The organism is Glaciecola sp. MF2-115, assembly GCF_047250385.1.
GTDB lineage: Bacteria > Pseudomonadota > Gammaproteobacteria > Enterobacterales > Alteromonadaceae > Glaciecola.
The window spans coordinates 62018-87456 of the sequence record NZ_JBLBVM010000052.1 but is presented as its reverse complement, the minus strand read 5'-3'; the positions used below and the strand labels follow the sequence as shown (position 1 = coordinate 87456).

Sequence of the window (25439 nt, the reverse complement as noted above, 5' to 3'; positions counted from 1 at the left end):
TAGGAAAAGGAGGCTAAGGAAATGTAAACAATGCCGATTAGGTGTCACAAATGCCCTTTATAGTCATCGAGTTATTAATAAACTAATTGCAAAAATGCCATAGCGGTTATTTTAAAATGCCATAATAGCGCAGTGAGAGTTCCTTAGATGATATAAAGAATTGTTCTTGAGTATAAAATTGAATCTAAATTCTATGGGACATTGTCGAAATTTAGTAACATTATAGAAAAAGAGCCGTCGAAATTTGACAAAATGACGTGAGTAAGTTTTTAGACCCTATGGAATTATTAAACCATTTTATTTTAAATCGAGCAGTATATAGATGAAATTAGAAGAAGTTACATTTACGAATGTAGGTGGATTGAAGACTGCCTGTATTGATAGGAGACAGTTGGTTGAATTGATTGTTAATGCGTCTAAAAAATATAAAACGAATGAGAGTCAAAAAAATCCACTCATCATATTTGACATTAATGGACACGCCATTTCATTAGCTAATAGCAGCCCCATTTTTAAACAATCATTGTCACAGGCTAATATTATTCATGCAGATGGACAAAGCGTAGTCGTCATGTCCAAGTTGACCGATGGACCATCAATACCAGAGAGAAGCGCAACGACAGATACTATTCATGACATACCAAGTATGTGCTCACAAAAATTAACTCACTTTTTGTTTGGTGGCAGTAAAAGAATTGTTGAAGAATGCGCAGTTATTCTCAGCCAAAAATACTCTAACTTTCAAATTGCTGGAACGCAAAACGGATACTTCACGGCAAAGCAAGAAGAGAAGATTATAAAAACTATCAATAACTCCAAAGCCGATATATTGTGGGTTGGCTTAGGAAAGCCTACTGAGCAAAGGTGGGTCATTGATAATAAACATAGACTTAATGTTGCTGTAATTATTACATGTGGTGGTTGCTATAATTATGTGACCGGAGATTATGCAAGAGCTCCCTTATGGATGCAGAATATTGGTATAGAGTGGCTACATAGAGTAGTCTTAGAGCCTAGAAAGCTCTTCTGGCGGTATGTGATCACCATACCACATAGTATTTATTGTGTTTTGAAACACAAATTTATTAAGAGCCATGATGAAAACTAAAGTTCTTTTCTTACATAAATGCTTTGTAAAAGGTGGTGGCATTGAACGAGTTCATCAAAACTTGGCTTTTGCATTGTCAGAACAAAGTGTTGAAAGTTCATTTTTTATATTAGACGGTTTTAACAAGAGTGAAGAAGGCTTCACGTTATTACAAAGGCAGCATAAGGCACAGAGAGCCCCTAAGAAAGCAAATTTAATTTGTAAGTTAAACTCACTTTTTGAATCTGTTAAATCACAAAATATCACTGCTATCATATCTGCTACGGAAACTGCGAATATCTCAGCTTTCATTTGCAAACTCCGGTTTCCTCACGTTCAAATAGTTTATACTCGGCATTGCGCCTTTGATGTCAGTGATCAAAGGCTTCCTCCTTTTGCAATAAAGTTACTTTACAGTTTGTATTTGTTAAATGGTAACGTTGTAGCCGTTTCCAATTCATTACAAAAACAAATTAGTGCCTCAGTAATATGGGGAAAAAAGAAAATTCACTTTATCCCAAATGCAGTGGTTTCAGACAAGATCCTTGCATTATCGTTACATGATGAAGAATTAGAAGTTGAAGGGCAGTATTTTATAGCCGTCGGACGGCTGGTTGAACAAAAGGGGTTCGATCTTTTACTTAAAGCTTACTGCATTGCTGTAAATGAAGATAACAGCTTACCAAAACTATTTATTGCTGGTGAGGGTGAGGAGGAGCAACATTTAAAAGAATTAGCAATTGAACTAGGAATAAGCAAGCTAGTTCATTTCTTAGGTTTTGTTTCTAACCCTTACTGCATAATTAAATCAGCAAGTGCTTTCATTCTATCCTCGCGCCATGAAGGAATGCCGACAGTACTCGTAGAGGCTATGGCACTCGGTACGCCAGTTATTGCGTTCAACTGTCCTACCGGTCCTGACGAACTAATCATAGATGCTCAGAATGGCTCACTAGTTGAGCATTTAAATGTTAATAAGCTCGCAGAATCCATTATTGATTTCTCTTCACTACCCCGCTCAAACTTAGATAAAACAGTTGAACATTTTTCGTATTCAAAAGTTGCTTCTAGCTATGCTGCTATAATTGGAGAGTCTGTTTAATGGCAAAAATAGCGATAATCCTCCATGACTTACGCGGTGGTGGCGCGGAAAAAATGATGGTTAGACTTGCCAATCAACTTTGTGACGACGGTGATACGGTTGACATGATTTTAATCACAAGCGGTGGGTCAAATAAAAACTACCTTTCAAAAAAAGTAAACCTCATTGAGCTTACCTGCGATAGAACATTGGATTCTTTTGTTCCACTTCGACGTGCTTTAAAGCAATCAAGCCCTAATGGTATTCTATCAGTACTGACTCATATCAATGTTATTAGTGCCTTTGTGTGCTTATCACTAGGCTGGCTAAAAAAACTAAGGGTTAGCGAGAGAAATGCCTTTTCATTAGATAAAAAAGTTAATTCAAATAAAGTAATGAAAGCTGCCTATGCCTTAGCCCCCTTTATTTACCGTTTTATTCCAAACCCTGTGATAGCAGTATCGCAAGGGGTAGCTGATGATCTTATTAAGACGACTATTGTAAGACCCATAGATATTGTGACCGCTCCAAATCCCGTTATTACAAGAGACTTGCAAATGATGGCGCAAAAAAGTGCAACCCACCCGTGGTTGATAGATAAAAGCTCCAAAGTCATAGTGTCAGTTGGTCGACTTGCCTATCAAAAAGGCTTTGACATTTTAATTGATGCATTTTACAAAGTTCAAAATGAAATTGACTGCAAACTGATTATTTTCGGTGAAGGTGAAAAACGAGCTAGTCTAGAAAAACAAATTGAAAGCCTTGGGTTACAGACGAGCATTTCGATGCCCGGTTATTGCGAAAATGTTATCGCTGAAGTTAAAGCTGCGGACTTGTTTGTCTTGTCGTCTCGATTTGAAGGCAGCCCAAATGCAATTGTAGAGGCGATGTCGGTTGGTACTGATGTAATAGCTTTTGATTGTCCTCATGGAGTAAAAGAGATCTTACAGGGTGGCAAGATAGCTCCTTTAGTTGAGTATTTGAATGTTGATGAGATGATTAAGGCGATGAAAGTTGTATTGAATAACTCTAACAACACTAAACTAAACTTAATGGACGATCAGATAGCAATGTTCACATCTGAATTTTCAGCAAAAAAATATAGAGAACTTTTAATTTATCCAAAGAAATGAAATTACTAAAAAGGAATTCACTTGCCGTTTCTAAAAAATATAAATAACGAAATCGTGCTTTATATCCATATTCCAAAAACAGCTGGGACTAGTTTAAAAAACAGTTTAAGAAAAGATGTTGAATTAATATTTAATGTGGAACATATGAAGGACTTTCCATGCCCCCCTCAACACTTCCATTTTGACTTGTTAAAACAACTTGGTTTTACCCAACTTTGTCAACGCCACTTTACTATTACTCGACACCCAATCGACAGATTTATAAGTGAATTTTCTTACAGAAAAAAAATTGATGCTAAATTTAGGTATATAAATCTGACAACTTTTTTTATATTTTGTAAAACAGTTTACCCCAAGCATCGGTATTTGTTGGCTAACCATATAAGACCACAATCTGATTTTGTAGGTGAGAACACTGAGGTTTTCAAATTAGAAGATGGTTTAGAAAGTGTACTATGTAAATTTAAGTCACTTTTTGAAGAGAATGCGCCTAGGATGCCCCGTAAAAACACTTCAAATTCAAATCTGATTGAAATAGATGCAAAAACGTTTATGGAAATAAGAGAATTTTACAATGAAGATTTCAAAAAGTTCAAATATGAGGCTGATGCAACAACTGCAAAAGTAACATCACATAAAAAACTAAATTACTTTGTGAGTTATGTTCTTGCCAAATTATTAGTAATTGTTTTTAAAATTACTAAATTGAATTCACACTAAGGAGCATACTCTGTTGAGATGTGCATCCACATTTTTTCTAGAAACAATAAGGTTTAACAAAACAAACGTTTTAAAAGCTATAATGATAGATAGAAGTTTTATGTGTTTAACGACACAAACAGGATTGTTGTAACAGGCTTACCATGTATTGATGTAGAATGTTTGCAACACATGACCGTATTAGAACAAATCTTGTATTATGATAAGCAACAAACATGATTATTTAAGATATAAAGAGCAAGACCTCTTAAAAAATAATTTTGATAGCTCCTTTCTTAGCTATTTTACTAACGATATTTGGAAGTTTCTTAGATTATTGAGAAGAGTTGAATACATAATTAACACAAAGAATTCATCGTTATATTTACCACTCAAAGTACTTACACTTTATAGATTTAAGTCAATCTCTAAGAAGCTTGGTTATAGTATTCCACCTAATGTTTGTGGAGCAGGCCTAATACTGCATCACTATGGAAATATTGTAATAAACGAAAAATGTCGAATTGGAGATAATTGCAAAATTCACATTGGAGTCAATATTGGAGGTAATAATGGGAAAGGACTTACACCACAAATAGGAAACAATTGCTATATTGGACCTGGCGCCAAAATATTTGGTGATGTTTTGTTAGGAGATTCGTGTCAGATTGGCGCAAATGCGGTAGTAAATAAGTCATTTCCTGAATTTGGGCATGTTATTGTTGGGATCCCAGCAAAGTCTATTCGCCGTATATATGATGATAAAAGTAATAAAGAGCTTTGAATACTGGGTACTCCTAAGTTAGTAAAGGTTAGCCTAAAATCTAGCTTTAAATTGACTGGGTATTGGCCTTCAAAAGTTAAACTATAAGAAAAACCATTAATGAACAAAGATAGATTGATAAACATATTCTGGTTACTGTTCGAAAACTTTGGTTTAGTATTTTTGTCAGCACTTTCTTTTTTCAGTTTTGCAATCTATCTAACACCAACTCAGTTAGGTCTGGGGGCCCTCACGATTGTATTATGTGAGATAGTTTCTAGTTTCTATTGTGCAGTTTTTGAAGCACCACTCATAAGGAGAGGTGCTAAATCTCGGAAGGAACTAAGCAGTGTGTTTTGGTTTGGTGGTATGGTTTCCGCTACGACGATTCTTATATTAGCTGGGTTTTATTATTTATTTGATAGTGACTCCTCTGTTTGGAAGATGCTTTTATTATCAACCGTTTCTGTACTTTCCACGACACTTGCACGTCCTTACATAGCAATACTTCGATGCAAAAGGGAGTTTAAGAAGCTAGCTTTGAGAACTCTTTGGGGCAAAATCATCGGCTCCGGCTGTGGGATCGCCTCTGCAGTTTTGGGCGCTGGTGAATGGGCCCTGATAATTCAATTGACCACTATGAACTTAGTGGCTTTTCTCATATTGCTAAGATCGGCATCTTCGTTTCTCTTCGTTACGCCAAGCAAAGAAAGATTTATTTCAATACTTAGAGAAGGCACTCCTGTTGGAGCTAGAAAACTTATTTCCGGTTTTTTGGGGCGTGGTATCGTAATTATACTCTCGGTTGTCACTACACCCGCAATTATTGGTTATTATTCGTTTGGCCGAAGAATCGTTGAGCTACCAAAGCAAGCACTGTTAGCTGCTATAAATTCATATGCAATGCCGGTTTTTACAAGTCGATACAGAAACAAAAAAGTAATTGCACACCTATTCACAGAATTAACTATATGTATTTTCTTAATCACTCTCCCTTTATTTGTTTTACTTAGTATATTTGGTAAAGAGCTAATTACTGACATCTTCGGGGAAAAGTGGATTGGAGCGATTCCATTTTTTGTACTTTTCGCTTTTATTTCTGGCGCTCAAATGCTAGTTGCGCTGCCTGAAACTCTTCAAGCTGCGTTTGGACGCTCTAAAATTGGGCTATATGCTGAACTAGGAAAGGCGATTGCTTTATTGGTTATAACCTTCCATTTAGCAGCAAAATACGGCCTACTGGCAATTGCTTTGGTTATCGCTCTTGACTTCATATTTAACCTAGTTATTAGGTATTATGTGGTTTACAAATTAATCCCAAATCTAGCATTTAATTTTTGGATAGATATTATTAAAATTACCGTTGGTACTGCTGTAACAGCCTTGACCTCATATTATGCCATAGAATTTTTACAGCCGACCAGCGCTCTTCTCATAACTCTTGGGGTTTTATCAGTTATTATGCAAGGCCTCATAATGATGTTGCTTTTTGGTTTCTGGCATAAAAGAATTCTAAATCTTCTCTCAGATTCCCATTAAGTAAATTCCTTTGCTAACAATTAAGCCAAGCATCAATTATATTGATTGCTTCTTTAGATCCTGATTGATCGAATTTCCTTGCAAAATGGGAATCTGACTCTTTAATTTTAGTTAAATCCTCAACACCTAAAACCTTAGGATGGGGTAACTTCTCCTTCCAATCAATATAACGAAAGTTTTGATTTGAACATTTTAAAATCTTTGAATTCTTAAAAATAGTTTGAAAAATTGACTCATCAGGAATTTTCGTATGCTTATAGTGCTTTACTAAACCATCCTTATCATTTTTGACATAATCCAATAAGTATTTAGCAGCGACATCGTTAGCTGTGTACCAAAATTCGCCCCCCCAACATCTTAAAGAAGGACTAAAGGGAGTGAAATAATTGGTGATTTTTGGATTCCGCAAAAAAGTCAATTGACTCACAACACTTCGGTTGTTTTTATTTTTCCTTTTAAATATTAGTTTCAAAGAACAATAGCGATCGTAATATTGCTTCTTCCATGCTTTATCTAAACAATCATACGAAATTAACGACGAGCGAATATAAACATCACTCTTTAATGAATTTAATGTTTCTAAAACATCGCTTGCTTTTTTAACAGGATAGTCTGCGCCACTCAAAGTTACATAATATTTAGGGGAAAATTTCTCAAAGAGAAGAGCAAGTGCTTTTAATTTTGCTTCAACCAAGCTATACGTCCCCCAGTGAGTAACAACATAATCTTTGACTAAAAATACATTTTCTGTCAACTGACTTGCAGGGAGGTAAGACTTTGAAAAATCATGGTGCAGAGAAATCGGCGGGAAACCATATAAAGAATTAAGTCTGCTTACTAATCTCAAAGTCTGGTTAGGATTATCATGGGTGAGTATAATAAAGCCAATTTCGTCCACAACTTACACCGCACTTTGATTTGAAATTGCCACTCTCGATTGTTTGTAGTTTGCAACAAAGAATGCCAGTAAAAAAATAAACATATCTACACTGTTGTGGTTTAGGATAATAAATCCAATGAAATTAACAATGATCTGAATTATCACCAATGGGATAAGCGTCGTGCTCAACTCTCCCGAATTGTCATGAACATATGACTTGAACAGTAGATAAATCATATTAAATAAGATAGCTGACAATATTGCAATACAAACGATTCCCCCTTGGAGCATTGCTTCAAGGTAGCCACTATGAGCATTTCCAATAAACCCCCAACGCTCCAAAAAGCTTGAAACAGCATCACTAGCCCAAAAAGCTCCAAAACCATAACCAAAAGTAAATTCTTCGGCTATAAAAGGTGCCAACAATTCCCAAATAATCGTTCTATTTGTTAGATTGGAGTCCCGCCCAAGTAACTCTAGTAGCGTTTCATAAAGTAAGAAGACCAAATAGCCTCCTGCAAGCAATACTAGAATAAGCAGAGCCAATCTAGAGATGTTTATAGATGGAGTCTTTGCACGTAGAGATTTGAACATAAAAATTAACCCCCCCCCTCCTATCACCATTACTAATGCAGTTGCTGAGCGACTCATTGTTAAACATAAAGCAATTACAAAAAAAGCGAAAAGCCCCCACCTTTCTTTATAAAACCCAAGCCCGACTATTGTTAGCAATGCATACGCATAAACGCGAGCACCTCCATTTTTATCAAAATAAAAACCGGTAAATGCACCTGACCTAATCCCCCCATTTATAAAGGCGTTTTTGGGAGACACAACAGCTTCGACCAATCCAATGCTTGCCGTAATGAAAACTGTAATTACGAAAATTCGTAAGAGTGATTTTGGAGAGAAATTTTGAACAAGGCAATATACAACTAGCACTAGAGTCGTGAATGCAATTACACGTCTAAATGAAACTGCAGGTTCATAAGACCAAATTATTGAAGACATAAACCAAGCTATTAGAATTCCCCATAAGTAAAAACTTCGGAAAAAATTCGCTAAGTTTACAATTCGCAATTGGAAAAGCATAAACAGACTCATACACAAAAGAATGCTTCCAACGACCTGATTAGCCACAGAACCAGTTGCATAAGCAGTAAAAGCATCATTACTACTTTCACCAAATATGTTAGTGAAAAACGACAAAAAACCCATATAATAAAAAAAAGAAATTGCCAAAAATGCTTTCTTAAAATTTAGGGTTGTCACTTTCACCTTTATCACTCGTATTTAGTTCTAGTTGGGGGCGATTAAATACCATCTTGAGTGCAGAGTCACTTCAATATTTAAGCGCATGCTTTATTCAGGTGCTACCGTTTCCAGTAACCATTCGTTCTTGAGGATTATTGTACACCAACGCATTTCTTTGCCCAGCTTCTATTTCATTAATATCATTGTTAAATTATTCAATGTGATTGTTAGACTTAATGCAACTTTGTATAACCCACGTAAAATCAGGTCAGCCGTGATACCATTTTCTTAAAACGCAGTCTTGTAGCAAAACGAAAAGGCATGTTTATCGAAAGAAAACCTGTATATATTATGATGAACTAGACTATTTCCAATAGCAAAGATTACCAACAATGGCTTATTCTGAAGGATTAAACTGCAACTAAAATGCCTGAAAGTATGAATTACGTCACCGAAATTTTTAAAAAGCTAATTATTTTCCCAATAAGAAATTTTTTCATTTTGTTAAATAGCTTTAATAACAATGGTAATGCTGTTATTTGGCTCTTAAGTGAGGGGCGAAGCGGTTCAACTTGGGTTTCCAGCCTTTTAAGTAACAATGGTAAAGCTTTACAGGTTTTTGAACCCTTTCATCCTGAAGTCACGAGCCAAAACTCGAACTTCACACCTTATGCATACAATAGTAATTTAACTTCAGATTCTGAAGTTATAAAGTTCTATAAACAAGTTTTCACCGGAAGGCTGTTACATCGTAGAGTGAATTACGATAACCGGAGAGTTATGTACTCGGGTATTGTTGTTAAGGATATTTTCGCATCGTTAACCAGTAAAGCAGTTTATGCGCACCATAAGGACGTGAAGGTTATTATTCTTATACGTAACCCACTTGATGTAGTTTTATCTAAAAGGCTAACAGCTAAACAAGGTTGGTTCTGGCCGAATAACCTTGATATATTTTTAAATAATGAAGCATTGTTAGCGAATTTAACCGCAGCGCAAAAAAATCTAATTTATAGTATTTCTCAAAGTGGATCTGAATCTGAAAAGCAAATGGTACATTGGATTATGTCTTACTTTGTTAGTTTTTTAGAGTTCGACACTGAAGATTATTATCTGTTATTTTATGAAAGTATAAAAGCCACTCCTGACATTGAACTTGTAAAAATTAGAAGATTCCTTGGATCACATTCAAAGTTCTATTCTAACGATTGCAATTTAGCACTTATCACATCAATGAGCCGCACCTTGCAAACATCAAATTCTCATACAAATTGGAAAGAAAAAATATATAAAAGTTTTGCTAAAAAAGAACTAAATACTATGTCAAAATTACTGCAAACATTTAATCTTACAAGCCTATACGGCAATGACGGATTGAAATTCAAACAGTAGGTAACTAATAAAATGATTTGTACAGTGTCAGAAAAATTTACAGTTTTTAAATTAAATGCATCACATAACCGGTTCGACAAACCACTTAACTCATAAAGCATTGATTTAAATAGGACTTTACATTTAGGAACGAAATTTGCATAAAAATCATAGCGGCGTAATCTTCAAAATCAGAGCGCCAAATTAAATTAAATGGAGTGTAGTAGTGAATTTAAAAAAAATAAGTCAATCAATTGTGATTGGTACTGCAGTAATGCTGAGCTTTGTTTCCACATCGAATGCATCGATTTTAAGTGTTAATGGTCAAAGTATTAATGCTTACGACATTCAAAAAGATTCCGGCGCGAATAATTTTAGTGAGTTCTACAACTATTTAGACAGTAGCACTGACAATGGCGTATTGCTTCCTTACAGCTCCAACACTGGATTTGAAATAGCCAATCAAATCGTGTTGATGGTTGCAAAAAATGGTAATGAATACGGTCTTATTGGTCTCCTTAGCGGTCGCGGAGGTGCAGCTGGTGGTGCTTTGATGAGTTATACAACTACCAATCCGCTTAATGTGTTCGTTGACGACCCTAATGAACCTCAGGGTGGTGGATACATTACAAATTCAGAAATTAAATGGAAGTATTTTACTAATAGAGGTGATGGTTTTATATTTTCCGGCTTAACTACTGGTTATTGGAAAATTGATACCGCGTTCTCTGATTTTAGCAGTAGCCTAAAGTCAACAATCAGCGTTTTATCGTTTGATGAAAACAACGCCCCAGTTTCATTAGTTTTTAGAAGGGATGATTTATTAACATTCTCTCAAATAAACACTCCGAGCTCCGCTTTATTAATCATGTTGGCTGGGTTTGCAGTTTTGCGACTAAAGCGAATGTCTAAAACACAGTAGCAATTGAAATCTAGCATAAAAATATGCAAGCTCTAGGGCTTGCGTATTTCCTCCGTAAATCAAATTCAAATCACAAAGGTAAATTACGAAAAAATGTAGTGTGGGCGACTGATGATTACTAACCTTTTTAGTCTTACCAACGCGTACCTCGTCCTTCCTGATGAAGACCTAATTTGGGTATTATCAGGAATAAACTAGTTCAATATTATACTAGAAGCCAATAATTGAAGATTAAAGGAATTCTAATCGTAAAACCGCGTCTGAGATTTGTTCATTATCTTCTCAATAATTTGAGAAAATAGGCGTGGTGCAATTTAACCCCCACGCCATCTTCTCTACGTTGTATGCTAGGATAAAAGAAAAACTCAAATACGCTACGCCCTAACCTGCCCCACACCATTAACCAAATACTTCTCAGTAGTCAAAGACTCCAAACCCATTGGCCCATAAGCATGCAATTTCGTAGTAGCTATACCAATTTCAGCACCCAGCCCTAACTGACTACCATCTGAGAATCGAGAGGAAGCGTTTACCATCACAACAGATGAATCTACCGTACGCTGAAAACGTTGCGCTGTTTCGTCATTCTTAGTACAGATGACTTCGGTATGATTACTTCCGAAGCGTGCAATATGCTCCATCGCACCTTCAATTGATGGCACAATACGCACCGCAATTTCTAGGTCTAAATACTCTTGTCCAAAGTCTTCAACGGGTATAATGTCAGCCTTGTTGAAGTACTTTGCTGAGTTTTCACATGCGTGCACTTTTACTGAATACTCTTCTAAAAGAGGCCCTGCGATACTCAAAAACTCATCTGCCACATCTTCGTGTACTAGTAGACCTTCAAGTGCATTACAAACGCCTGTTCTTTGCGTTTTACCGTTAACTAATAAGTTAATACCGGTTTCAATATCAGCTTCAGAGTCAATGTATAAATGGCATACACCTTTAAAATGCTGGATGACTGGGACTTTACTGTTTTCCGTTACATAATTAATAAGACCTTCACCGCCACGTGGGATGATCACATCAATATAGTCTTTCTGCTCCATCAACTCTTGCATCAATGCGCGATCGGCATTGGGTACAACCGAAATAAGCTCTCGCGGTAAGTTATGCTTTTCCAGCACGTCTTGTAGCAAGTTCGCAATGAACAAGCTTGAAGCTAAGGCTTCTTTACCGCCTCTCAATATCGCGGCATTTCCTGATTTAAAGCACAAACCAGCAGCGTCTGCTGTCACATTTGGGCGTGCTTCATAAATCATACAAACAACGCCAAGCGGTACTCTCATCTTTCTGATTTGCAAACCGTTTGGACGTGTTCCTAGATCTCTCAACACGCCTACGGGATCAGGTAAGATAGCTACTGTTTCAAGACCTTCAGCCATCGCTTCGATACGCTCTTCATTCAGGGTCAAACGGTCAACCATTGAGGCTGCGAGATCGTTTTCCTTAGCATTATCTAGATCTTTTACATTCTCTTTTATAATTCCTGCCGCGTTTTCACGAAGCGTCTTTGCCATATCCATTAAGACGGCGTTTTTATCCGCTTCGTCGACAACTGAGAGGATTTGCGCAGCTTCTGCTGCTTTGCGTGATAGATTTTGAATTAAACTCATTTTTCCTCCAGTAAGGCTATGTTATTCTCTGAAATTATTGGGCCAGTGGTATCTTGGAACTTACTGGCAAAAGCTTGATCATCCTGTTCAGCAATAAAGCTAAGTAAGCAACTACTATAGTTGGACTTCGCTTTCGCTAGTCTCGTTCCATCGTCTTTCCTTACTAATATAGTATCTCCAACCGCAAAATCACCATTAACTGCAATTATTTCATTGCTGGTAAGGAGCTCGCTGTCATCCTCAAGTTCAGTCGTGAAGTCATTTTCGACCACAACTTCTCCTTGCGCTGTTGATGTATGTGTCATCCAATGCAAATGTTCTTTCATCGGCTGTTTATCTGGTGAGAAATGAGTACCGGGGTTCTTACCTGCGAGTAAGGCATTAAAGGTCTGCTCGGTAAACCCATTCACAATGTAAGTATCGATACCATGAGCGACCGCTTTCTTAGCTGCTTCAATTTTTGTTTTCATACCACCGGTACCAACAGAGCTTGAAGAGCCGCCTGCCATCGCAAAAATTTCGTCGTTGATTACCGGTACTGATGACAACAATTTCGCATCTGGGTTTTCATGCGGGTTGCTATCATAAAGCCCATCAATATCAGAACAGATGATGAGGGTGTCAGCGTCAGCTGCAGCCGCCACCATGGCAGATAGATTATCGTTATCGCCTACCTTTAGTTTATCTGTTGTCACTGTATCGTTTTCGTTCAAAATCGGCAATATACCGTTCTCGAGTAAACTAAAAATAGTCTCCTTGATGCTGATATAACGCTCTCTGTCTCGTAGGTCACCGTGTGTTACTAATATTTGCGCGGTAGGGAAATCGAATAAGCGATCCCAAGTTGCCATCATTTCCATTTGACCTGCTGCGGCCATTGCTTTTTTAACAGCGATAGAAGGTTTGTATCCTTCTTCTTGTTCGTTGAACAAATGTGAACCGGCTGCGACTGAACCCGAAGACACCAACACAACTTCAATTCCCATCGACTTACAACGTACAATGAATTGTGCAATGCCTAATAAGTAGTGACTACTGCAGCCATTTTGATTGGGTGCAATTAACGCACTTCCAACTTTTATGACAACTCTTTTCCAACTTACTAAACTCATTTGTGTCTCCATAATTATTAACTTGTGTGCTGAGCTAACAACACCTTCTGACTTTCAGAAATGATGCTTGTCTTTCAGCGCTTAAAAAACTGGTATTGAAAACGGTGTTAATGTTGCGTCACAAAAAAACGCTCAAAAGCCCAAGGGGCACACTATTTCAATTTAAATCCCGGCTAACGCTGCGGGTTGCGTGTTACTTCTAATATGAAATTTATAAATTATTAGTACTCTACGTAATAACCATTGATATGATCATTAAACTACCTTGTTAAGCGCTCACGTTGGGGAGTGTGCGCCGCCACATGCACGGGAATGCATATTTACTAAGTTGAAGCCAAGGTTGTGGTTTTGTAACTGGGTCATTTGTGTTTTGTGACCAATTTCGTTTCGCATAATTTATAAATAGAACTCAATTAATTAGATGTCTAACTATATTATTGACTATTTTGCCCTCTAAAATCAACTTTATGTCCAATTAAATAAGCTGAATTATTAGTTTAAACGTGGTTACATGCCAAAAATACATTCAAGTCGAATTATATCTTGTTCATATTGTACAAATTTAAGGCAGATAAGGAGAGGTTTTCACTAATATAGCTAAAAAAGCGGTGAAAACCATCTTTTTTTGATAGAGTTCTAACTAATAAGAATAAACTATAACGAACGGCAACGAATAATGAAAAAGTATGAAGAATTACTAGTCTCTTTGCGCAAAGTCATTAGAGCTATTGATTTGTATTCTAAAAAGCTCAACAAAGATTCAGGTTTAACCAGCCCTCAACTTTTTGTTTTACAGGAAATAGCTGCTCATGACGGCTTAATGGTAAAAGATATAGCGAACAGTATAAATTTGAGCTCAGCAACCGTCACCAATATACTGGATAGGTTAGAAGCGAGGGAACTTGTAGTAAGAGAACGTTCCACTATTGATAAGCGAAAAGTGGGGCTGCATTTAACTGAGCTAGGTTTTAAGGCATTAGAAAATGCACCGAAACCACTTCAAGAGCACTTCATCGATCGTTTTGAGAAGTTAGAAGAGTGGGAACAAACCCAATTGGTCGCTACGATGCAACGAATAGCAACAATGATGGACGCGGAGGATTTGGACGCTGCACCAATGCTTGAGGTAGGAGCAATTCAAACCATTCCGAAAGTATAGCAAAACTAATTTCCTTTGAAGCGCTCGCTTCTAAGCCTAGGTTTAGGTTTAGGTTTAGGTTTAGGTTTAGATTTACTATCACAATTCAAGACACAAAAAAGGAGACCCTAAGGCCTCCTTTCTATACTTGTTGTATCGAATCACCACAAACCAGATTCAAAATCTGACCTGTAGATATTAATCAATAACTAGCCAAGTATATCTAGTAGTTCTACATCAAACACTAATGTGCTGAATGGACCAATTGCACCGCCAGCACCTTGCTCACCGTAAGCTAGGTCATGGGGTACATATAAACGCCACTTTGAACCAACAGGCATCATTTGCAATGCTTCAGTCCAACCTTTGATCACGCCGCCTACTGGAAACTCAGCTGGCTCGCCGCGCTCATAAGAGCTATCGAAAACGTCACCGTTAATTAGCGTACCGTGATAGTGAGTACGTACTGTTGATGCTGCAGTTGGTTTATCGCCATTGCCCGCAGTAAGAACTTCATACTGTAAGCCAGATTCAGTTGTTACGATTTCTTCGCGCTTAGCATTTTCTGCTAGAAATTTAGAACCTTCTTCCATTGCACCGGCAAATTGTTCTTTTTTGGCAGCTTCCATACGCTCATGAATTTCAGTAAAGGCTGCACGCAAGTCGTTATTATCAACTTGTGGTTTAGCGCGGTTAAAACCGTCAGTTAAACCTGCTAACACTACTTCTACATCTAGTCCGTCGAATGGGTTTGAAACAAGTTGCTCACCCATTTGATAACCAATACCGTAACTTGCTTGAGTTTCTACTGTTGAATACTTATCTGACACAGGGTCTCCAAAATAGTAATTGTCTGTTGTGAATGTCTGTTATGAATTTTTCGCGCACAGAATAACACATTCTCAAAAGCTTTAAAATTCGCGGCTTATGCTAACTAAGATTAACTTATAAATCTTAGAATTAGACTTTAGGCAAAATGAGCAGTATCTTGTAAATATCGTTTTAATTTAAGGATAACTGGATATATGAATGATTCGCTCGATGCACAATTAAAGGACACAGTTCGTTACCTAGGTGCAACACTTGGTGAAACTATTGAGGCTGAATTAGGCAGTGAATGGTTACAAAAAATAGAGCAAATCAGACAAGACGGTCGTGACTCATACGCGAATGAAACACAATGTACCGACCGCCTTACCGCCTTATTTTCAAGTTTAGACAATCAATCGCTGCTAACCATAGGCCGTGCATTTGCTCAGTTCTTGAACCTCGCTAATATTGCTGAACAAGAATACAACAGCGCAAATCAAAGAGATGAATCTTTGGCAAACTCTCTTGAGAAAATTAAGGCCATAGGCGCCGACAAAGATAAAGTTCAAGCTGCTATTCAAAATTTAAATATCGACCTAGTGTTAACTGCCCACCCTACAGAAGTAACTCGTCGAACTTTAATACATAAACACAGAGAGTTGGCCTCTCAATTACAAGCCCTTCACACTAGCGGTTTGAGCGAAAGAGATAGCGCTAAAATTAAAACGCGTATCGCAGCGTTGATCAGCCAAGCATGGCACACCGAAGAAATTCGCTCGGTTCGACCAACACCTGTTGATGAAGCTCGCTGGGGCTTTTCGGTTATTGAAAACTCTTTATGGGAAGCCGTTCCTGAATTCTTCCGTGAACTTGAAGACTACTTGAAAGACGAATTTGATATTACCTTACCTCTTGATGCAAAAACCGTTCAATTTGGTTCGTGGATGGGCGGCGATCGAGATGGAAACCCATTCGTCACCTCTACCGTTACAGAAGAGGTCTTGATGCGCGCTCGACGCCGAGCTGCAAAATTGTTCGCTTTGGATTTAGATGCATTGTATATCGAATTATCCATGAACGACTGCAACGCACATCTGCGCGACCTAGTCGGCGATGCAAAAGAACCCTACCGAGCCGTGTTAAAGGACATTAGAGAAAAGTTAGAACAAACACGAGATGATCTGATTCCGATTGAAGAGTGGGTAAATAGCAACGATGAGCTATTGACGCCACTATTAGCGTGCTATGAATCTTTGCATGAGTGCGGTATGGGCGTTATCGCTGAAGGTGCTTTGAAAGATACCATTCGAAGAGTGCACAGCTTTGGCGTTAATTTGTTGAAGCTTGATATTCGCCAAGATTCCGATAGACATGCCGATGTTTTCAGTGAACTGACACTTTATCTAGGCCTAGGTGATTATGCGCAGTGGAGTGAAGAAGACAAACAGGCATTTTTGCTAAGAGAATTAAGCTCAAAACGTCCACTCATTCCAAGAACTTGGCAACCAAGTGACGACGTTCAAGAAGTGCTAAAGACCTGCGATGTCATTGCTCGCCATAGCAAAGAAAGCTTCGGTATTTATATTATCTCTATGGCACGAAAAGCCTCAGATGTTATGGCGGTTCAATTACTATTGAAAGAAGCCGGTGTCAGCTGGCCTATGCCTGTGGCCCCATTATTTGAAACACTTGATGATTTAAATAACTCTCCTGCCGTTATGCGTAGCTTGTTAGATATCGATTGGTATAGAGGCTACATCGATGGTCGTCAGTATGTGATGATTGGTTACTCTGATTCCGCTAAAGATGCTGGTTCACTGGCTGCAGGTTGGGCTCAGTATGAATCACAAGAAGCGCTAGTGGCATTAGCTGCAGAAAAGTCAGTAACGCTTACTCTATTCCATGGTCGCGGAGGCACAATTGGTCGTGGTGGTTTGCCCGCTAAAGCTGCGATTCATTCACAACCGCCTGGCTCATTAACCGGCGGATTCCGTGTAACAGAGCAAGGCGAAACAATACGTTATAAATTTGGCATGCCTCAACTTGCTAAGCGTAGTCTTTCTATTTACGCGGCCGCTGTTGTTGAAGCGATGTTGTCTCCGCCGCCAGCGCCTAGGTCAGAGTGGCGCGAAACTATCACTAAAATGGCTGGAAAAGCACGCGATAATTATCGTGGCGTAGTAAGAGAAGATCCTGAGTTTGTACCTTACTTCAGAGTCGCAACGCCTGAGCAAGAGTTAGGTAAGTTGCCATTGGGCAGTAGACCGGCTAAACGTAACCCAAGCGGAGGCATTGAGAGTTTGCGGGCTATCCCATGGATTTTTGCCTGGGCGCAAACACGTATGGTGTTGCCTTCGTGGTTGGGCGTGATGAAAGCCGTCGAAAGCGTCATTAGTGAAGATAAAGATGACGTTGTTCAAGATATGATCAGTAACTGGCCTTTCTTTAACTCCAGACTATCAATGCTGGATATGGTGTTTAAGAAAGCAGAACCTCACATTAGTGCCGCTTATGATGCGCGACTAGTGCCTGACAACCTAAAACACTTTGGTGAAGGTTTGCGTGCTGAACTGAAAGACAGTATTGCCTCAATTTTGCGCATTCTGGATCATACCGACATGATGGAAGATGACCCGCATGGCAAATTGTCGATGGAGATCCGAGGCGGTTATTTAGAACCATTGCACTACTTGCAAATTGAACTACTTGATCGAATTCGTAAAGAGGGCTCGTCTAGTTACAGTGACAATGACATTGCTACGCTTGAAAGAGCAATGATGGTGACGATTACAGGTATAGCGATTGGTTTGCGTAATACAGGCTAACTAAGCTTTTTATCTTTGTTTATCAGGCCGCTATCTTAGCGGCCTTTTTAATACGCATAAAAAAGCCGACAACACTTTATATCAGTTCAGTCGGCTTAATCTATTTATATGTCCTTAGCACCGCTTATACTTCACAGCGCTAAAAAACGTTGACGTTTACGCGTTTACGAAATCAACACCTAGTTTGATATCGCCACGTAATCCATCAAGCATTGCGTTCTTAGCATTTTCTTCAAAATCACTTAAATCGCCGTATGGTAGAATTTCTTCAACGCCGTTTTTGCCTAAACGCACAGGGTGCGCAAAGAATTCAGCATCGTCAGAACCATCTACTTGAACATAAGTGTATTCGATAACAGCTTCGCCTTGCATTGCCGCTACTAGTGATAAGCAGAAACGTGCAGCCGCTTGACCCATAGACAATGTTGCAGATCCGCCGCCCGCTTTCGCTTCAACAACTTCTGTACCTGCATTCTGAATGCGTGTTGTTAGCGATGCGACTTCTTCATCAGTGAAGCTTACGCCGTCAACCTGTGAAAGAAGTGGAAGAATAGTTGTACCTGAGTGGCCACCAATAACTGGAACGTGAACATCTGTTGTGCTCAAGCCTTTCAGCTCAGCGACAAACGTTTCTGCTCGGATAACATCTAATGTTGTTACACCAAACAATTTGTTTTTGTCGTAAACGCCTTTCGCTTTCAGCGTTTCTGCAGCGATAGCAACCGTCGTGTTTACTGGGTTAGTGATAACGCCAATGCACGCTTTTGGACAGTTGTCAGCAATGGCTTCAACAAGATTTTTAATGATGCCTGCGTTGATATTGAACAAATCAGAACGGTCCATGCCTGGCTTTCTTGGAACGCCAGCAGGAATTAATACAATGTCACAACCTGTTAATGCGTCAGCTAGTTCATCTTTACCATGACCAGAAACAGCAACATCAGTTGGTATATGGCTTAAATCAACAGCAACACCTGGAACAACTGGTGCAACGTCATACAAAGCTAGCTCAGAGCCAGCAGGTAATTGTGTTTTTAGTAATAATGATAATGCTTGACCAATACCACCAGCGGCGCCTAATACAGCTACCTTCATAAGATTCTCCTGTTAATTAAAGCTTTTATTTGCGGGCGTCACAATAATCTAAATACGCTCAGATCTCAATCACCCGATAGTCTTATCCTTGTTTTTATCCGTGTTTTTACCCTTACCGTCACAGCATGTTAACAACAATTACATTTTACCAACATAATTCTAGTACAATCGTTTGCGAAAATACCCCCTCTGATGCAAAATACGCAGTCATCATAAAATAGGCTTTCATTAATATGTCATCAAACAAACAAGACGCCCTAATTAAATCATTTAAAGAGCTTTTAAAAACCGAAAGTTATGGTTCACAGGGTGAAATTGTTAATGCCTTGAAAGAGGCTGGTTTTGACAATATTAGTCAATCCAAAGTATCACGCATGCTCAGTAAATTTGGCGCTGTTCGCACGCGAAACGCTCGTGGCGAGATGGTGTACTGTCTGCCTCCAGAGTTGGGTATGCCAACCGCAAAAAGTCCGCTTAAACAATTAGTGTTGGATATTGTGCATAACAATGTCATGGTGATTATTAGAACCAGCCCCGGCGCCGCACAATTGATCGCACGACTACTCGATTCATTGAGTCATACTGATGGCGTTCTCGGCACAATCGCAGGAGATGACACCATTTTCATAGCACCTGCAGACATTACCGAAATTGAAGAGCTTCGCCAACGTGTTGAAGACCTATTTGAGAGTGTCTAAACCAATAGCGTAAAGTGCATTCTTTTTAAGACCATAATGTGCAGCTGTGATAGCAGCTGCTTTTTTAAGCGGTAACTCTTTAGCCAACAAAGCCAATAAAGAAAGCGCTTCCTGCGATGCCCCATCACTTTGCAAGTTATTTGGACAATAGATCATCAAAACGAACTCACCCTTTTGATGAACGGGATCTGCTTCCAGCCAAGCTAAAATTTCTTCGGCTTTGCCTTGCTTATAAGTTTCGAAGGTTTTACTGATTTCTTTTGCTAATACTAACTCATGATCTTCTTGTAGGTTTTCATAACAAGCAGCAACAGTATCGCGTATCCGTCTAGGAGCTTCGTAGAAAACGGTCGTACATCCTGAATTAGTTAAGGACTTTAGTACCTCAGCTTTAGCTTGCTGTTTAACTGGTAAAAAGCCATGAAACGTGAATTTATCTGTGGGCAAGCCCGACGCACTCAAGGCGGTTGTAAGCGCGCACGGTCCTGGCAAGGCAATCACTGGAATGCCCTTTTCACGACAGTCACGTACAAATATAAAGCCAGGGTCACTGATGAGTGGCGTGCCTGCATCAGATACTAAAGCAATATTTTGGCCTTCGAGTAGTTTTGAGGTCAACTGATTCGAACGTGCAGCTTCATTATGATCGTGCATTGAAATTGTCGATGTACTAATTGAATAGTGAGAAAGCAGCCGTGATGTGTGTCGCGTATCTTCAGCGGCGATAAGATCTACCTCATTTAATACGGCTAGGGCACGCGCACTGAGATCTGACAAATTGCCAATGGGAGTCGGAACAATAAATAAGGTACCGGATGTGGTCATAATCTGTATTTTTCTTTTTAAAATAAATATATAAGGTTGTGGCTAATTGCGATTCAATTCACAAGAAACCAAGATAACGACAATATTACACTACTTTCGGCTTTCGCTTTTACACTTTATAAACCTACTTTAGGACAGAATATAATAAAGTTGATAGATATTTGGCTGAGCATGAGTAAACTATCACTATATTAGTTATTTGAGAGCGCTTGTGAACGGAATTTTCAATCTACGGACTTATTTAAGTGTCATATTCATTTTGGTGTTTTTGGCTAGTTGTGCCAGCCAACCCAAAGTTGTGGATAAAAAGCCTGTCGAAAAAGAGAGTAAGCCCACTAAAGAAGTCACTCTAAATAATGCTGAACTTGCTTTAAAAAAGGCTGAGTCTGAGTGGTTGAAGAATCGTGATATCAACCAACGAAACGCTTTGTTATTAGCCGCGGCTCAAGATTTTCAAACGGGTGGCGAATGTGGCAGAGCCGATATCATTATCGCGAACATTGAACCCTTTTTAGAGGATCCACTTCAACAACAATATTCATCACTACTTAAAGCTGAGTGTGTGCTTATTCAACACTACGCATCGGGCTTAAGTAATGAATTAATTCCAACTCCTATCGATACAATGATCGGATGGTTAGCCTCAATCACTGCCGACCCTTTAATCTCTAGGAAAGAAGTGCTCATTGCACATTTGGCAGCTTTACATGAACGTTGGGATTTAGCGACTAACGTTCTCAGCCAACAATTAAGAGCCGATAGCCCACTCAATCAACAACAAGAGCAATTGCTGTGGAAATGGTTTTTAAAGTCTTCTAAATCAACTCAGAACACTTTAGGTCGAAGCTCTGAATTTATGCGCGCTTATTCATCCCTAGCAAACATCCTTGAAGACGAAAACCTCACTGACTCTAGCAGGCAACAGGCGATTCAGTATTGGCAGCAACAATATCCTACGCACCCAATTTCAGTAAGTCTTCCTGAAGGGGTTCGTGGTTACCTGGATCAAAAGCTGAAAGAGGTTCGCAATATCGCAGTACTTTTGCCCTTAAGTGGACGTGTCCAAGTTCAGGGAGATGCGATTAAACAGGGGATTATGGCGGCTTACTTCGCGAAACTTGAAAATATAAACAAGAATAACCCTGGGCAAGTGATTCCTAACATTACCTTTTTAGATACGGGTTCTGAAAATAACGCATTTGTCAGTGACAAAATTACGCCTGAAGGCTTGATGGAATTTGACATAGTGATAGGGCCGTTATTGCGCGATCATGTCACTAAGGTTAAGAGCTTCAATTTGCCTGAGTCCATGATGGTTTATTTAAATCGCCTTTCTGCCTCGTCTAAACAAATTGATAAAGCAGATTCAATAAATTCTGATGACCTTGCTATTGCCAATTTGGAAGAAGAGTTGAGCGGGATCATTGACGGAAGTACTGAACCAAGCTCAGAGAACTCTAGCGCTGCAGTTGATGCAAGGGAAACAGCGAAAGTCTATTTCGCATTAGCGCCAGAAGACGAGGCAATACAATTAGCCAACTTAATGAAAAAGCGCGGAGTTCGCACCCCAATCATTATTAGTAATGACTCCTCTGTTAGCCGACGTATGATTGATTCTTTCAACCAACACTGGATAGCCTTAAATGGTATTGACGACATTACTCCACCTAAGATAGTGACATTTTCTGATAATAAAGGTTTAAGGATTGGCATTACCGCTGCCTTAGACGTATTACAAAGCCAAAGAAGAATTCGCCAGATGTCGAGTTTAACGACAGAAACTGTGCACAGTGTGACTCGCAACAGGCGTGATGTAGATGCCTTCGTTGTTTTTGCCTTACCGCAGCAAGTCGAGCTGTTAAACCCTATTATTGAAGCAAGCATTAGTTTGTTTACCGAGCGCACAATTCCAGTTTTTGCGACGTCGTATAGCTATCAACACCAGCTTAATAAGAACAGTATTCGAGATTTACGCAACCTTGTTTTTGTTGATATGCCCTTTTTAATGCCTAAGCAAAGAAATAGTGAACTCGCAAAGTTAGTTGATTTAAGTTGGAATGAACCTCCTAGTTCATTTTTACGTTTGTTCGCGTTTGGTTATGATGCATTTCAGTTCTCAGAACAAATGCAACAACTCGCCTACTTTAGTCATACCGACCTCAAAGGTTTATCAGGTAAACTAAGCGTAAACTCAGCCCGGCAAGTGACGCGAAGCCTTCCAAGTGCAGTAATAGAAAATGATTCTATAACGCAAGTGGGCGGTTTTTAAGGCGGTGGTTTCCCATCAATTCATGGCCAGCCTAATTGGCCATGACGCTGAGCTGCAGGCAAAAAACTACTTACTTGCCAATTCACTTCAATTTGTGGAACAAAACTATAAAGCAAAGGTCGGAGAGATAGATCTGATCATGTTAGATGAGCAACAATTAGTCTTTGTAGAAGTAAAGTTTCGATCATCGAATAGTCATGGCAGTGCTGCCGAGCATTTCACTGTAAGTAAACGAAGAAAGCTCGAAAGAGTCATAAATTATTATTTGTTACAAAAGAAACTGAATCCTCATCACACAAATTTTAGATTAGATGTTGTAGCAATAGACGGCGAGCAGGTAAACTGGATTCAAAACGTATAGTAGAAATCGTTTCATTAGAAACGATTAGCTAGATAAGCAGATAACAACACTAAGAAAACGACTTAAGGGGCATTAAATGCTGGATAATATTAAAAAGAGTTTTACCGAAAGTATTCAGACGAAAATTGCAGCTTCTGAAGTTCTGCCTGTTCCCATTGAGAAAGCGGCGAACATGATGGTTCAAGCCTTAATCAGAGGTAACAAAATCCTAAGCTGCGGTAATGGCGGTTCCGCTGGTGATGCTCAACATTTTTCATCTGAGCTTCTGAATCGTTATGAACGCGACCGCCCTTCTTTGCCGGCTATGGCCTTAACCACTGATACCTCAACAATTACATCAATCGCCAACGATTATAGCTACGATGAAATATTCTCGAAGCAAATAAAAGCTTTAGGACAACCTGGTGACATCCTCTTAGCTATTTCAACTAGCGGAAATAGCCGCAACGTGATCAATGCTATGGAAGCGGCCTTGGCACGAGACATGACTATCGTCGCCCTAACTGGCAAAGACGGTGGTGAAATGGCGGGTTTCTTCGGCGAAAATGATGTGGAAATTAGAGTACCATCCTCACGCACTGCGAGAATCCAAGAAGTACACTTACTAGTTATCCATAATTTGTGCGAGTCAATCGACAATGCACTTTTCCCACTCAGTGAATCAGAATAAAAGAAGAAGGATTTATGCTTAGCAAAGGAAAAATCGTCTCGATAATCATTATCTTCGTTGCGTTTATGCAAACTGGATGCGCAGCTATTGCCGTTGGCACGGTTGGCGCAGCGGCAACAACTTCAGCTACTGATAGACGTACCGTTGGTACTCAGATCGATGATAAGACAACACAAAGTCGAGTCAGAAGTGCCATCAACACTATACCCAATGTAAAAGATGAGGCTGCAGTAAGTGTTGATGTCTACAATGGACAAGTGCTGTTGACGGGGCAAGCGCCTCTGCAAACAATGATAGTGGATGTTGAGGAAAAAGCGGTAAAAGTACAAAACGTATTAAAGGTACATAATCAAGTTAGGCTAGGTAATCCGATTCCAGCGACATCAACGATGAATGATGTTTGGTTAGCCTCTAAAATTAAAACAATCATGTTGGCGGATGAGAACATTCCACTTTTTAAGCTCGACCTTGTTGTTGAGGATAGTGAAGTGTTCATCATGGGCTTATTAACAAAACAAGAAGCGGCTGCCGCCGTAGAAGCCGCTAGAAATGTTGAGGGCGTGACGAAGGTAATTAGGGTGATGGAGCTTATCCCCTAGTTTTAGTTATCTTCGACCTTTGATTGATTTGTATGTCCCCTCCTAGATTAAGCTGACGTAAAGAAAGCACCTTTATTTCAACGTATTACTGGATAGCACAGTAAAAACGAAAAGGGCAAAGTTTTTTAAACCTTGCCCTTTTCTTATTTTGCGTCTGTCTTTAAAAGCGTTGTTAATAACCTGAAGTAGGCTGAATAAACTGTGAAAGCTATTTAATCACTTTCAAGCTTGGTCTTTTAGATTTGCTTTCATCTTTTTTACTTGTCGTATTTGATTCCACGGAAGACAAGCCTGAGGGCTTTTGCGTGGACTTCTCATATGCTGCCACTTCTTCTGGTGTATGAGTAAATACCGTCCCTGCACCGTTTTCACGCGCATATATGGCACTTACTGCGATACTAGGCACAAACACTTGCATTGGTTGACCTGAGAATCGAGCTTGAAAGGCGACACCTTCAAGTCCAACATTCAAGTTAACGCAAGCACTAGGTGAAATATTTAGCACAATTTGCCCGTCTTTTACGAACTGTCTTGGTACTTCTACACCAGGTAGTTCAGCTTCTACAACGATATAAGGAGTGAGTCCGTTATCAACTATCCAATCGCAAAAAGCACGGAGCAAATAAGGCTGGTTACTGGTCATATTATCCATTAGCGTTCTCTTGTTAGGATCAAAAGTAAAACGT

The 25439-nt window shown here is 39.1% G+C and carries 23 protein-coding genes; 15 read left to right on the top strand and 8 right to left on the bottom strand.

The features are described 5' to 3' along the window. The first annotated feature begins 322 nt into the window (after window positions 1–322). From ACKLNX_RS10565 to ACKLNX_RS10540, 6 genes are all read left to right on the top strand, one after another. Window positions 323–1108: a WecB/TagA/CpsF family glycosyltransferase gene (locus tag ACKLNX_RS10565; RefSeq protein WP_412972336.1), complete on the top strand. Its 786-nt coding sequence runs from the start codon at window positions 323–325 to the stop codon at window positions 1106–1108. Beyond that, window positions 1098–2189, top strand: a complete 1092-nt coding sequence (locus ACKLNX_RS10560; RefSeq protein WP_412972335.1) for a glycosyltransferase — start codon at window positions 1098–1100, stop codon at window positions 2187–2189. The genes ACKLNX_RS10565 and ACKLNX_RS10560 overlap by 11 nt, the downstream gene beginning before the upstream one ends. After that, on the top strand, window positions 2189–3301 hold the full coding sequence (locus ACKLNX_RS10555; RefSeq protein ID WP_412972334.1) for a glycosyltransferase: 1113 nt from the start codon (window positions 2189–2191) through the stop codon (window positions 3299–3301). The genes ACKLNX_RS10560 and ACKLNX_RS10555 overlap by 1 nt, the downstream gene beginning before the upstream one ends. Before the next feature lie 21 nt (window positions 3302–3322). Then, window positions 3323–4021, top strand: coding sequence for a sulfotransferase family 2 domain-containing protein (locus ACKLNX_RS10550; RefSeq protein WP_412972333.1), 699 nt, complete (start codon window positions 3323–3325; stop codon window positions 4019–4021). Window positions 4022–4220: 199 nt separating this feature from the next. Then, entirely contained in the window at window positions 4221–4784 is a 564-nt protein-coding gene (locus ACKLNX_RS10545) for a serine O-acetyltransferase (protein ID WP_412972332.1), read from the top strand. A 99-nt stretch (window positions 4785–4883) separates the two neighbouring features. Next, on the top strand, window positions 4884–6302 hold the full coding sequence (locus ACKLNX_RS10540) for an oligosaccharide flippase family protein (protein ID WP_412972331.1): 1419 nt from the start codon (window positions 4884–4886) through the stop codon (window positions 6300–6302). A 13-nt stretch (window positions 6303–6315) separates the two neighbouring features. On the opposite strand, the gene ACKLNX_RS10535 is transcribed toward ACKLNX_RS10540, so the two are convergent. Together ACKLNX_RS10535 and ACKLNX_RS10530 are read right to left on the bottom strand one after the other, a co-directional pair. Next, window positions 6316–7200, bottom strand: coding sequence for a beta-1,6-N-acetylglucosaminyltransferase (locus tag ACKLNX_RS10535; RefSeq protein WP_412972330.1), 885 nt, complete (start codon window positions 7198–7200; stop codon window positions 6316–6318). A gap of 3 nt (window positions 7201–7203) precedes the next feature. Beyond that, a complete protein-coding gene (locus ACKLNX_RS10530) occupies window positions 7204–8454 on the bottom strand; it encodes an O-antigen ligase family protein (protein WP_412972329.1) in 1251 nt (416 codons plus the stop codon). 408 nt (window positions 8455–8862) lie between these two features. Between ACKLNX_RS10530 and ACKLNX_RS10525 the strand changes: the two genes are divergently transcribed. Together ACKLNX_RS10525 and ACKLNX_RS10520 are read left to right on the top strand one after the other, a co-directional pair. Continuing rightward, window positions 8863–9828 (top strand): sulfotransferase domain-containing protein, encoded by a 966-nt coding sequence (locus tag ACKLNX_RS10525; RefSeq protein WP_412972328.1) that lies wholly within the window; start codon window positions 8863–8865, stop codon window positions 9826–9828. A 205-nt stretch (window positions 9829–10033) separates the two neighbouring features. Further along, entirely contained in the window at window positions 10034–10729 is a 696-nt protein-coding gene (locus ACKLNX_RS10520; RefSeq protein ID WP_412972327.1) for a hypothetical protein, read from the top strand. Between the two features lie 374 nt (window positions 10730–11103). On the opposite strand, the gene ACKLNX_RS10515 is transcribed toward ACKLNX_RS10520, so the two are convergent. Together ACKLNX_RS10515 and proB are read right to left on the bottom strand one after the other, a co-directional pair. Then, entirely contained in the window at window positions 11104–12351 is a 1248-nt protein-coding gene (locus tag ACKLNX_RS10515) for a glutamate-5-semialdehyde dehydrogenase (RefSeq protein ID WP_412972326.1), read from the bottom strand. Then, on the bottom strand, window positions 12348–13463 hold the full coding sequence (proB, locus tag ACKLNX_RS10510) for a glutamate 5-kinase (protein WP_412972325.1): 1116 nt from the start codon (window positions 13461–13463) through the stop codon (window positions 12348–12350). Before proB ends, ACKLNX_RS10515 begins: the two co-directional genes overlap by 4 nt. A 676-nt stretch (window positions 13464–14139) precedes the next feature. On the opposite strand from proB, the gene ACKLNX_RS10505 reads away from it, so the two are divergent. Then, window positions 14140–14622: a MarR family winged helix-turn-helix transcriptional regulator gene (locus tag ACKLNX_RS10505; protein ID WP_411695187.1), complete on the top strand. Its 483-nt coding sequence runs from the start codon at window positions 14140–14142 to the stop codon at window positions 14620–14622. 188 nt (window positions 14623–14810) lie between these two features. On the opposite strand, the gene ACKLNX_RS10500 is transcribed toward ACKLNX_RS10505, so the two are convergent. Then, window positions 14811–15431 (bottom strand): FKBP-type peptidyl-prolyl cis-trans isomerase, encoded by a 621-nt coding sequence (locus ACKLNX_RS10500; protein ID WP_412972324.1) that lies wholly within the window; start codon window positions 15429–15431, stop codon window positions 14811–14813. A 195-nt stretch (window positions 15432–15626) separates the two neighbouring features. Here ACKLNX_RS10500 and ppc point away from each other — a divergent pair, with 195 nt between their 5' ends. Next, on the top strand, window positions 15627–18236 hold the full coding sequence (ppc, locus tag ACKLNX_RS10495) for a phosphoenolpyruvate carboxylase (RefSeq protein ID WP_412972323.1): 2610 nt from the start codon (window positions 15627–15629) through the stop codon (window positions 18234–18236). A gap of 156 nt (window positions 18237–18392) precedes the next feature. Here the strand turns inward: ppc and mdh are convergent, their stop codons facing one another. Beyond that, entirely contained in the window at window positions 18393–19331 is a 939-nt protein-coding gene (gene mdh, locus ACKLNX_RS10490) for a malate dehydrogenase (protein WP_411695190.1), read from the bottom strand. Window positions 19332–19564: 233 nt separating this feature from the next. On the opposite strand from mdh, the gene argR reads away from it, so the two are divergent. Next, window positions 19565–20029, top strand: coding sequence for a transcriptional regulator ArgR (gene argR / locus ACKLNX_RS10485; protein ID WP_411695191.1), 465 nt, complete (start codon window positions 19565–19567; stop codon window positions 20027–20029). Here the strand turns inward: argR and rsmI are convergent. Further along, on the bottom strand, window positions 20012–20854 hold the full coding sequence (gene rsmI / locus ACKLNX_RS10480) for a 16S rRNA (cytidine(1402)-2'-O)-methyltransferase (RefSeq protein WP_412972322.1): 843 nt from the start codon (window positions 20852–20854) through the stop codon (window positions 20012–20014). The two genes, argR and rsmI, sit on opposite strands and share 18 nt — an antisense overlap. A 211-nt stretch (window positions 20855–21065) precedes the next feature. On the opposite strand from rsmI, the gene ACKLNX_RS10475 reads away from it, so the two are divergent. The 4 genes from ACKLNX_RS10475 (at window position 21066) to ACKLNX_RS10460 (ending at window position 24753) form a co-directional block, all read left to right on the top strand. Next, the gene (locus ACKLNX_RS10475) at window positions 21066–23123 is read left to right on the top strand and encodes a penicillin-binding protein activator (RefSeq protein ID WP_411695195.1); all 2058 of its coding nucleotides are present in this window, start codon (window positions 21066–21068) and stop codon (window positions 23121–23123) included. Between the two features lie 22 nt (window positions 23124–23145). After that, window positions 23146–23484, top strand: a complete 339-nt coding sequence (locus ACKLNX_RS10470; RefSeq protein WP_411695196.1) for a YraN family protein — start codon at window positions 23146–23148, stop codon at window positions 23482–23484. Between the two features lie 76 nt (window positions 23485–23560). Next, window positions 23561–24154, top strand: coding sequence for a phosphoheptose isomerase (locus ACKLNX_RS10465; protein ID WP_411695197.1), 594 nt, complete (start codon window positions 23561–23563; stop codon window positions 24152–24154). Window positions 24155–24168: 14 nt separating this feature from the next. Then, window positions 24169–24753: a BON domain-containing protein gene (locus ACKLNX_RS10460; protein ID WP_411695199.1), complete on the top strand. Its 585-nt coding sequence runs from the start codon at window positions 24169–24171 to the stop codon at window positions 24751–24753. 208 nt (window positions 24754–24961) lie between these two features. Here ACKLNX_RS10460 and ACKLNX_RS10455 read toward each other — a convergent pair whose 3' ends face one another. Then, entirely contained in the window at window positions 24962–25405 is a 444-nt protein-coding gene (locus tag ACKLNX_RS10455) for a ClpXP protease specificity-enhancing factor (protein WP_412972321.1), read from the bottom strand. Between the last annotated feature and the right edge of the window lie 34 nt (window positions 25406–25439).

Bases quoted from the DNA above. Each gene is read 5' to 3' on its own strand.
- ACKLNX_RS10565 (WP_412972336.1), top strand. From the start codon at position 323: ATGAAATTAGAAGAAGTTACATTTACGAATGTAGGTGGATTGAAGACT.
- ACKLNX_RS10560 (WP_412972335.1), top strand. From the start codon at position 1,098: ATGAAAACTAAAGTTCTTTTCTTACATAAATGCTTTGTAAAAGGTGGT.
- ACKLNX_RS10555 (WP_412972334.1), top strand. From the start codon at position 2,189: ATGGCAAAAATAGCGATAATCCTCCATGACTTACGCGGTGGTGGCGCG.
- ACKLNX_RS10545 (WP_412972332.1), top strand. From the start codon at position 4,221: ATGATAAGCAACAAACATGATTATTTAAGATATAAAGAGCAAGACCTC.
- ACKLNX_RS10540 (WP_412972331.1), top strand. From the start codon at position 4,884: ATGAACAAAGATAGATTGATAAACATATTCTGGTTACTGTTCGAAAAC.
- ACKLNX_RS10525 (WP_412972328.1), top strand. From the start codon at position 8,863: ATGCCTGAAAGTATGAATTACGTCACCGAAATTTTTAAAAAGCTAATT.
- ACKLNX_RS10515 (WP_412972326.1), bottom strand. From the start codon at position 12,351: ATGAGTTTAATTCAAAATCTATCACGCAAAGCAGCAGAAGCTGCGCAA.
- proB (WP_412972325.1), bottom strand. From the start codon at position 13,463: ATGAGTTTAGTAAGTTGGAAAAGAGTTGTCATAAAAGTTGGAAGTGCG.
- ACKLNX_RS10505 (WP_411695187.1), top strand. From the start codon at position 14,140: ATGAAAAAGTATGAAGAATTACTAGTCTCTTTGCGCAAAGTCATTAGA.
- ppc (WP_412972323.1), top strand. From the start codon at position 15,627: ATGAATGATTCGCTCGATGCACAATTAAAGGACACAGTTCGTTACCTA.
- mdh (WP_411695190.1), bottom strand. From the start codon at position 19,331: ATGAAGGTAGCTGTATTAGGCGCCGCTGGTGGTATTGGTCAAGCATTA.
- argR (WP_411695191.1), top strand. From the start codon at position 19,565: ATGTCATCAAACAAACAAGACGCCCTAATTAAATCATTTAAAGAGCTT.
- rsmI (WP_412972322.1), bottom strand. From the start codon at position 20,854: ATGACCACATCCGGTACCTTATTTATTGTTCCGACTCCCATTGGCAAT.
- ACKLNX_RS10470 (WP_411695196.1), top strand. From the start codon at position 23,146: ATGGCCAGCCTAATTGGCCATGACGCTGAGCTGCAGGCAAAAAACTAC.
- ACKLNX_RS10465 (WP_411695197.1), top strand. From the start codon at position 23,561: ATGCTGGATAATATTAAAAAGAGTTTTACCGAAAGTATTCAGACGAAA.
- ACKLNX_RS10460 (WP_411695199.1), top strand. From the start codon at position 24,169: ATGCTTAGCAAAGGAAAAATCGTCTCGATAATCATTATCTTCGTTGCG.
- ACKLNX_RS10455 (WP_412972321.1), bottom strand. From the start codon at position 25,405: ATGGATAATATGACCAGTAACCAGCCTTATTTGCTCCGTGCTTTTTGC.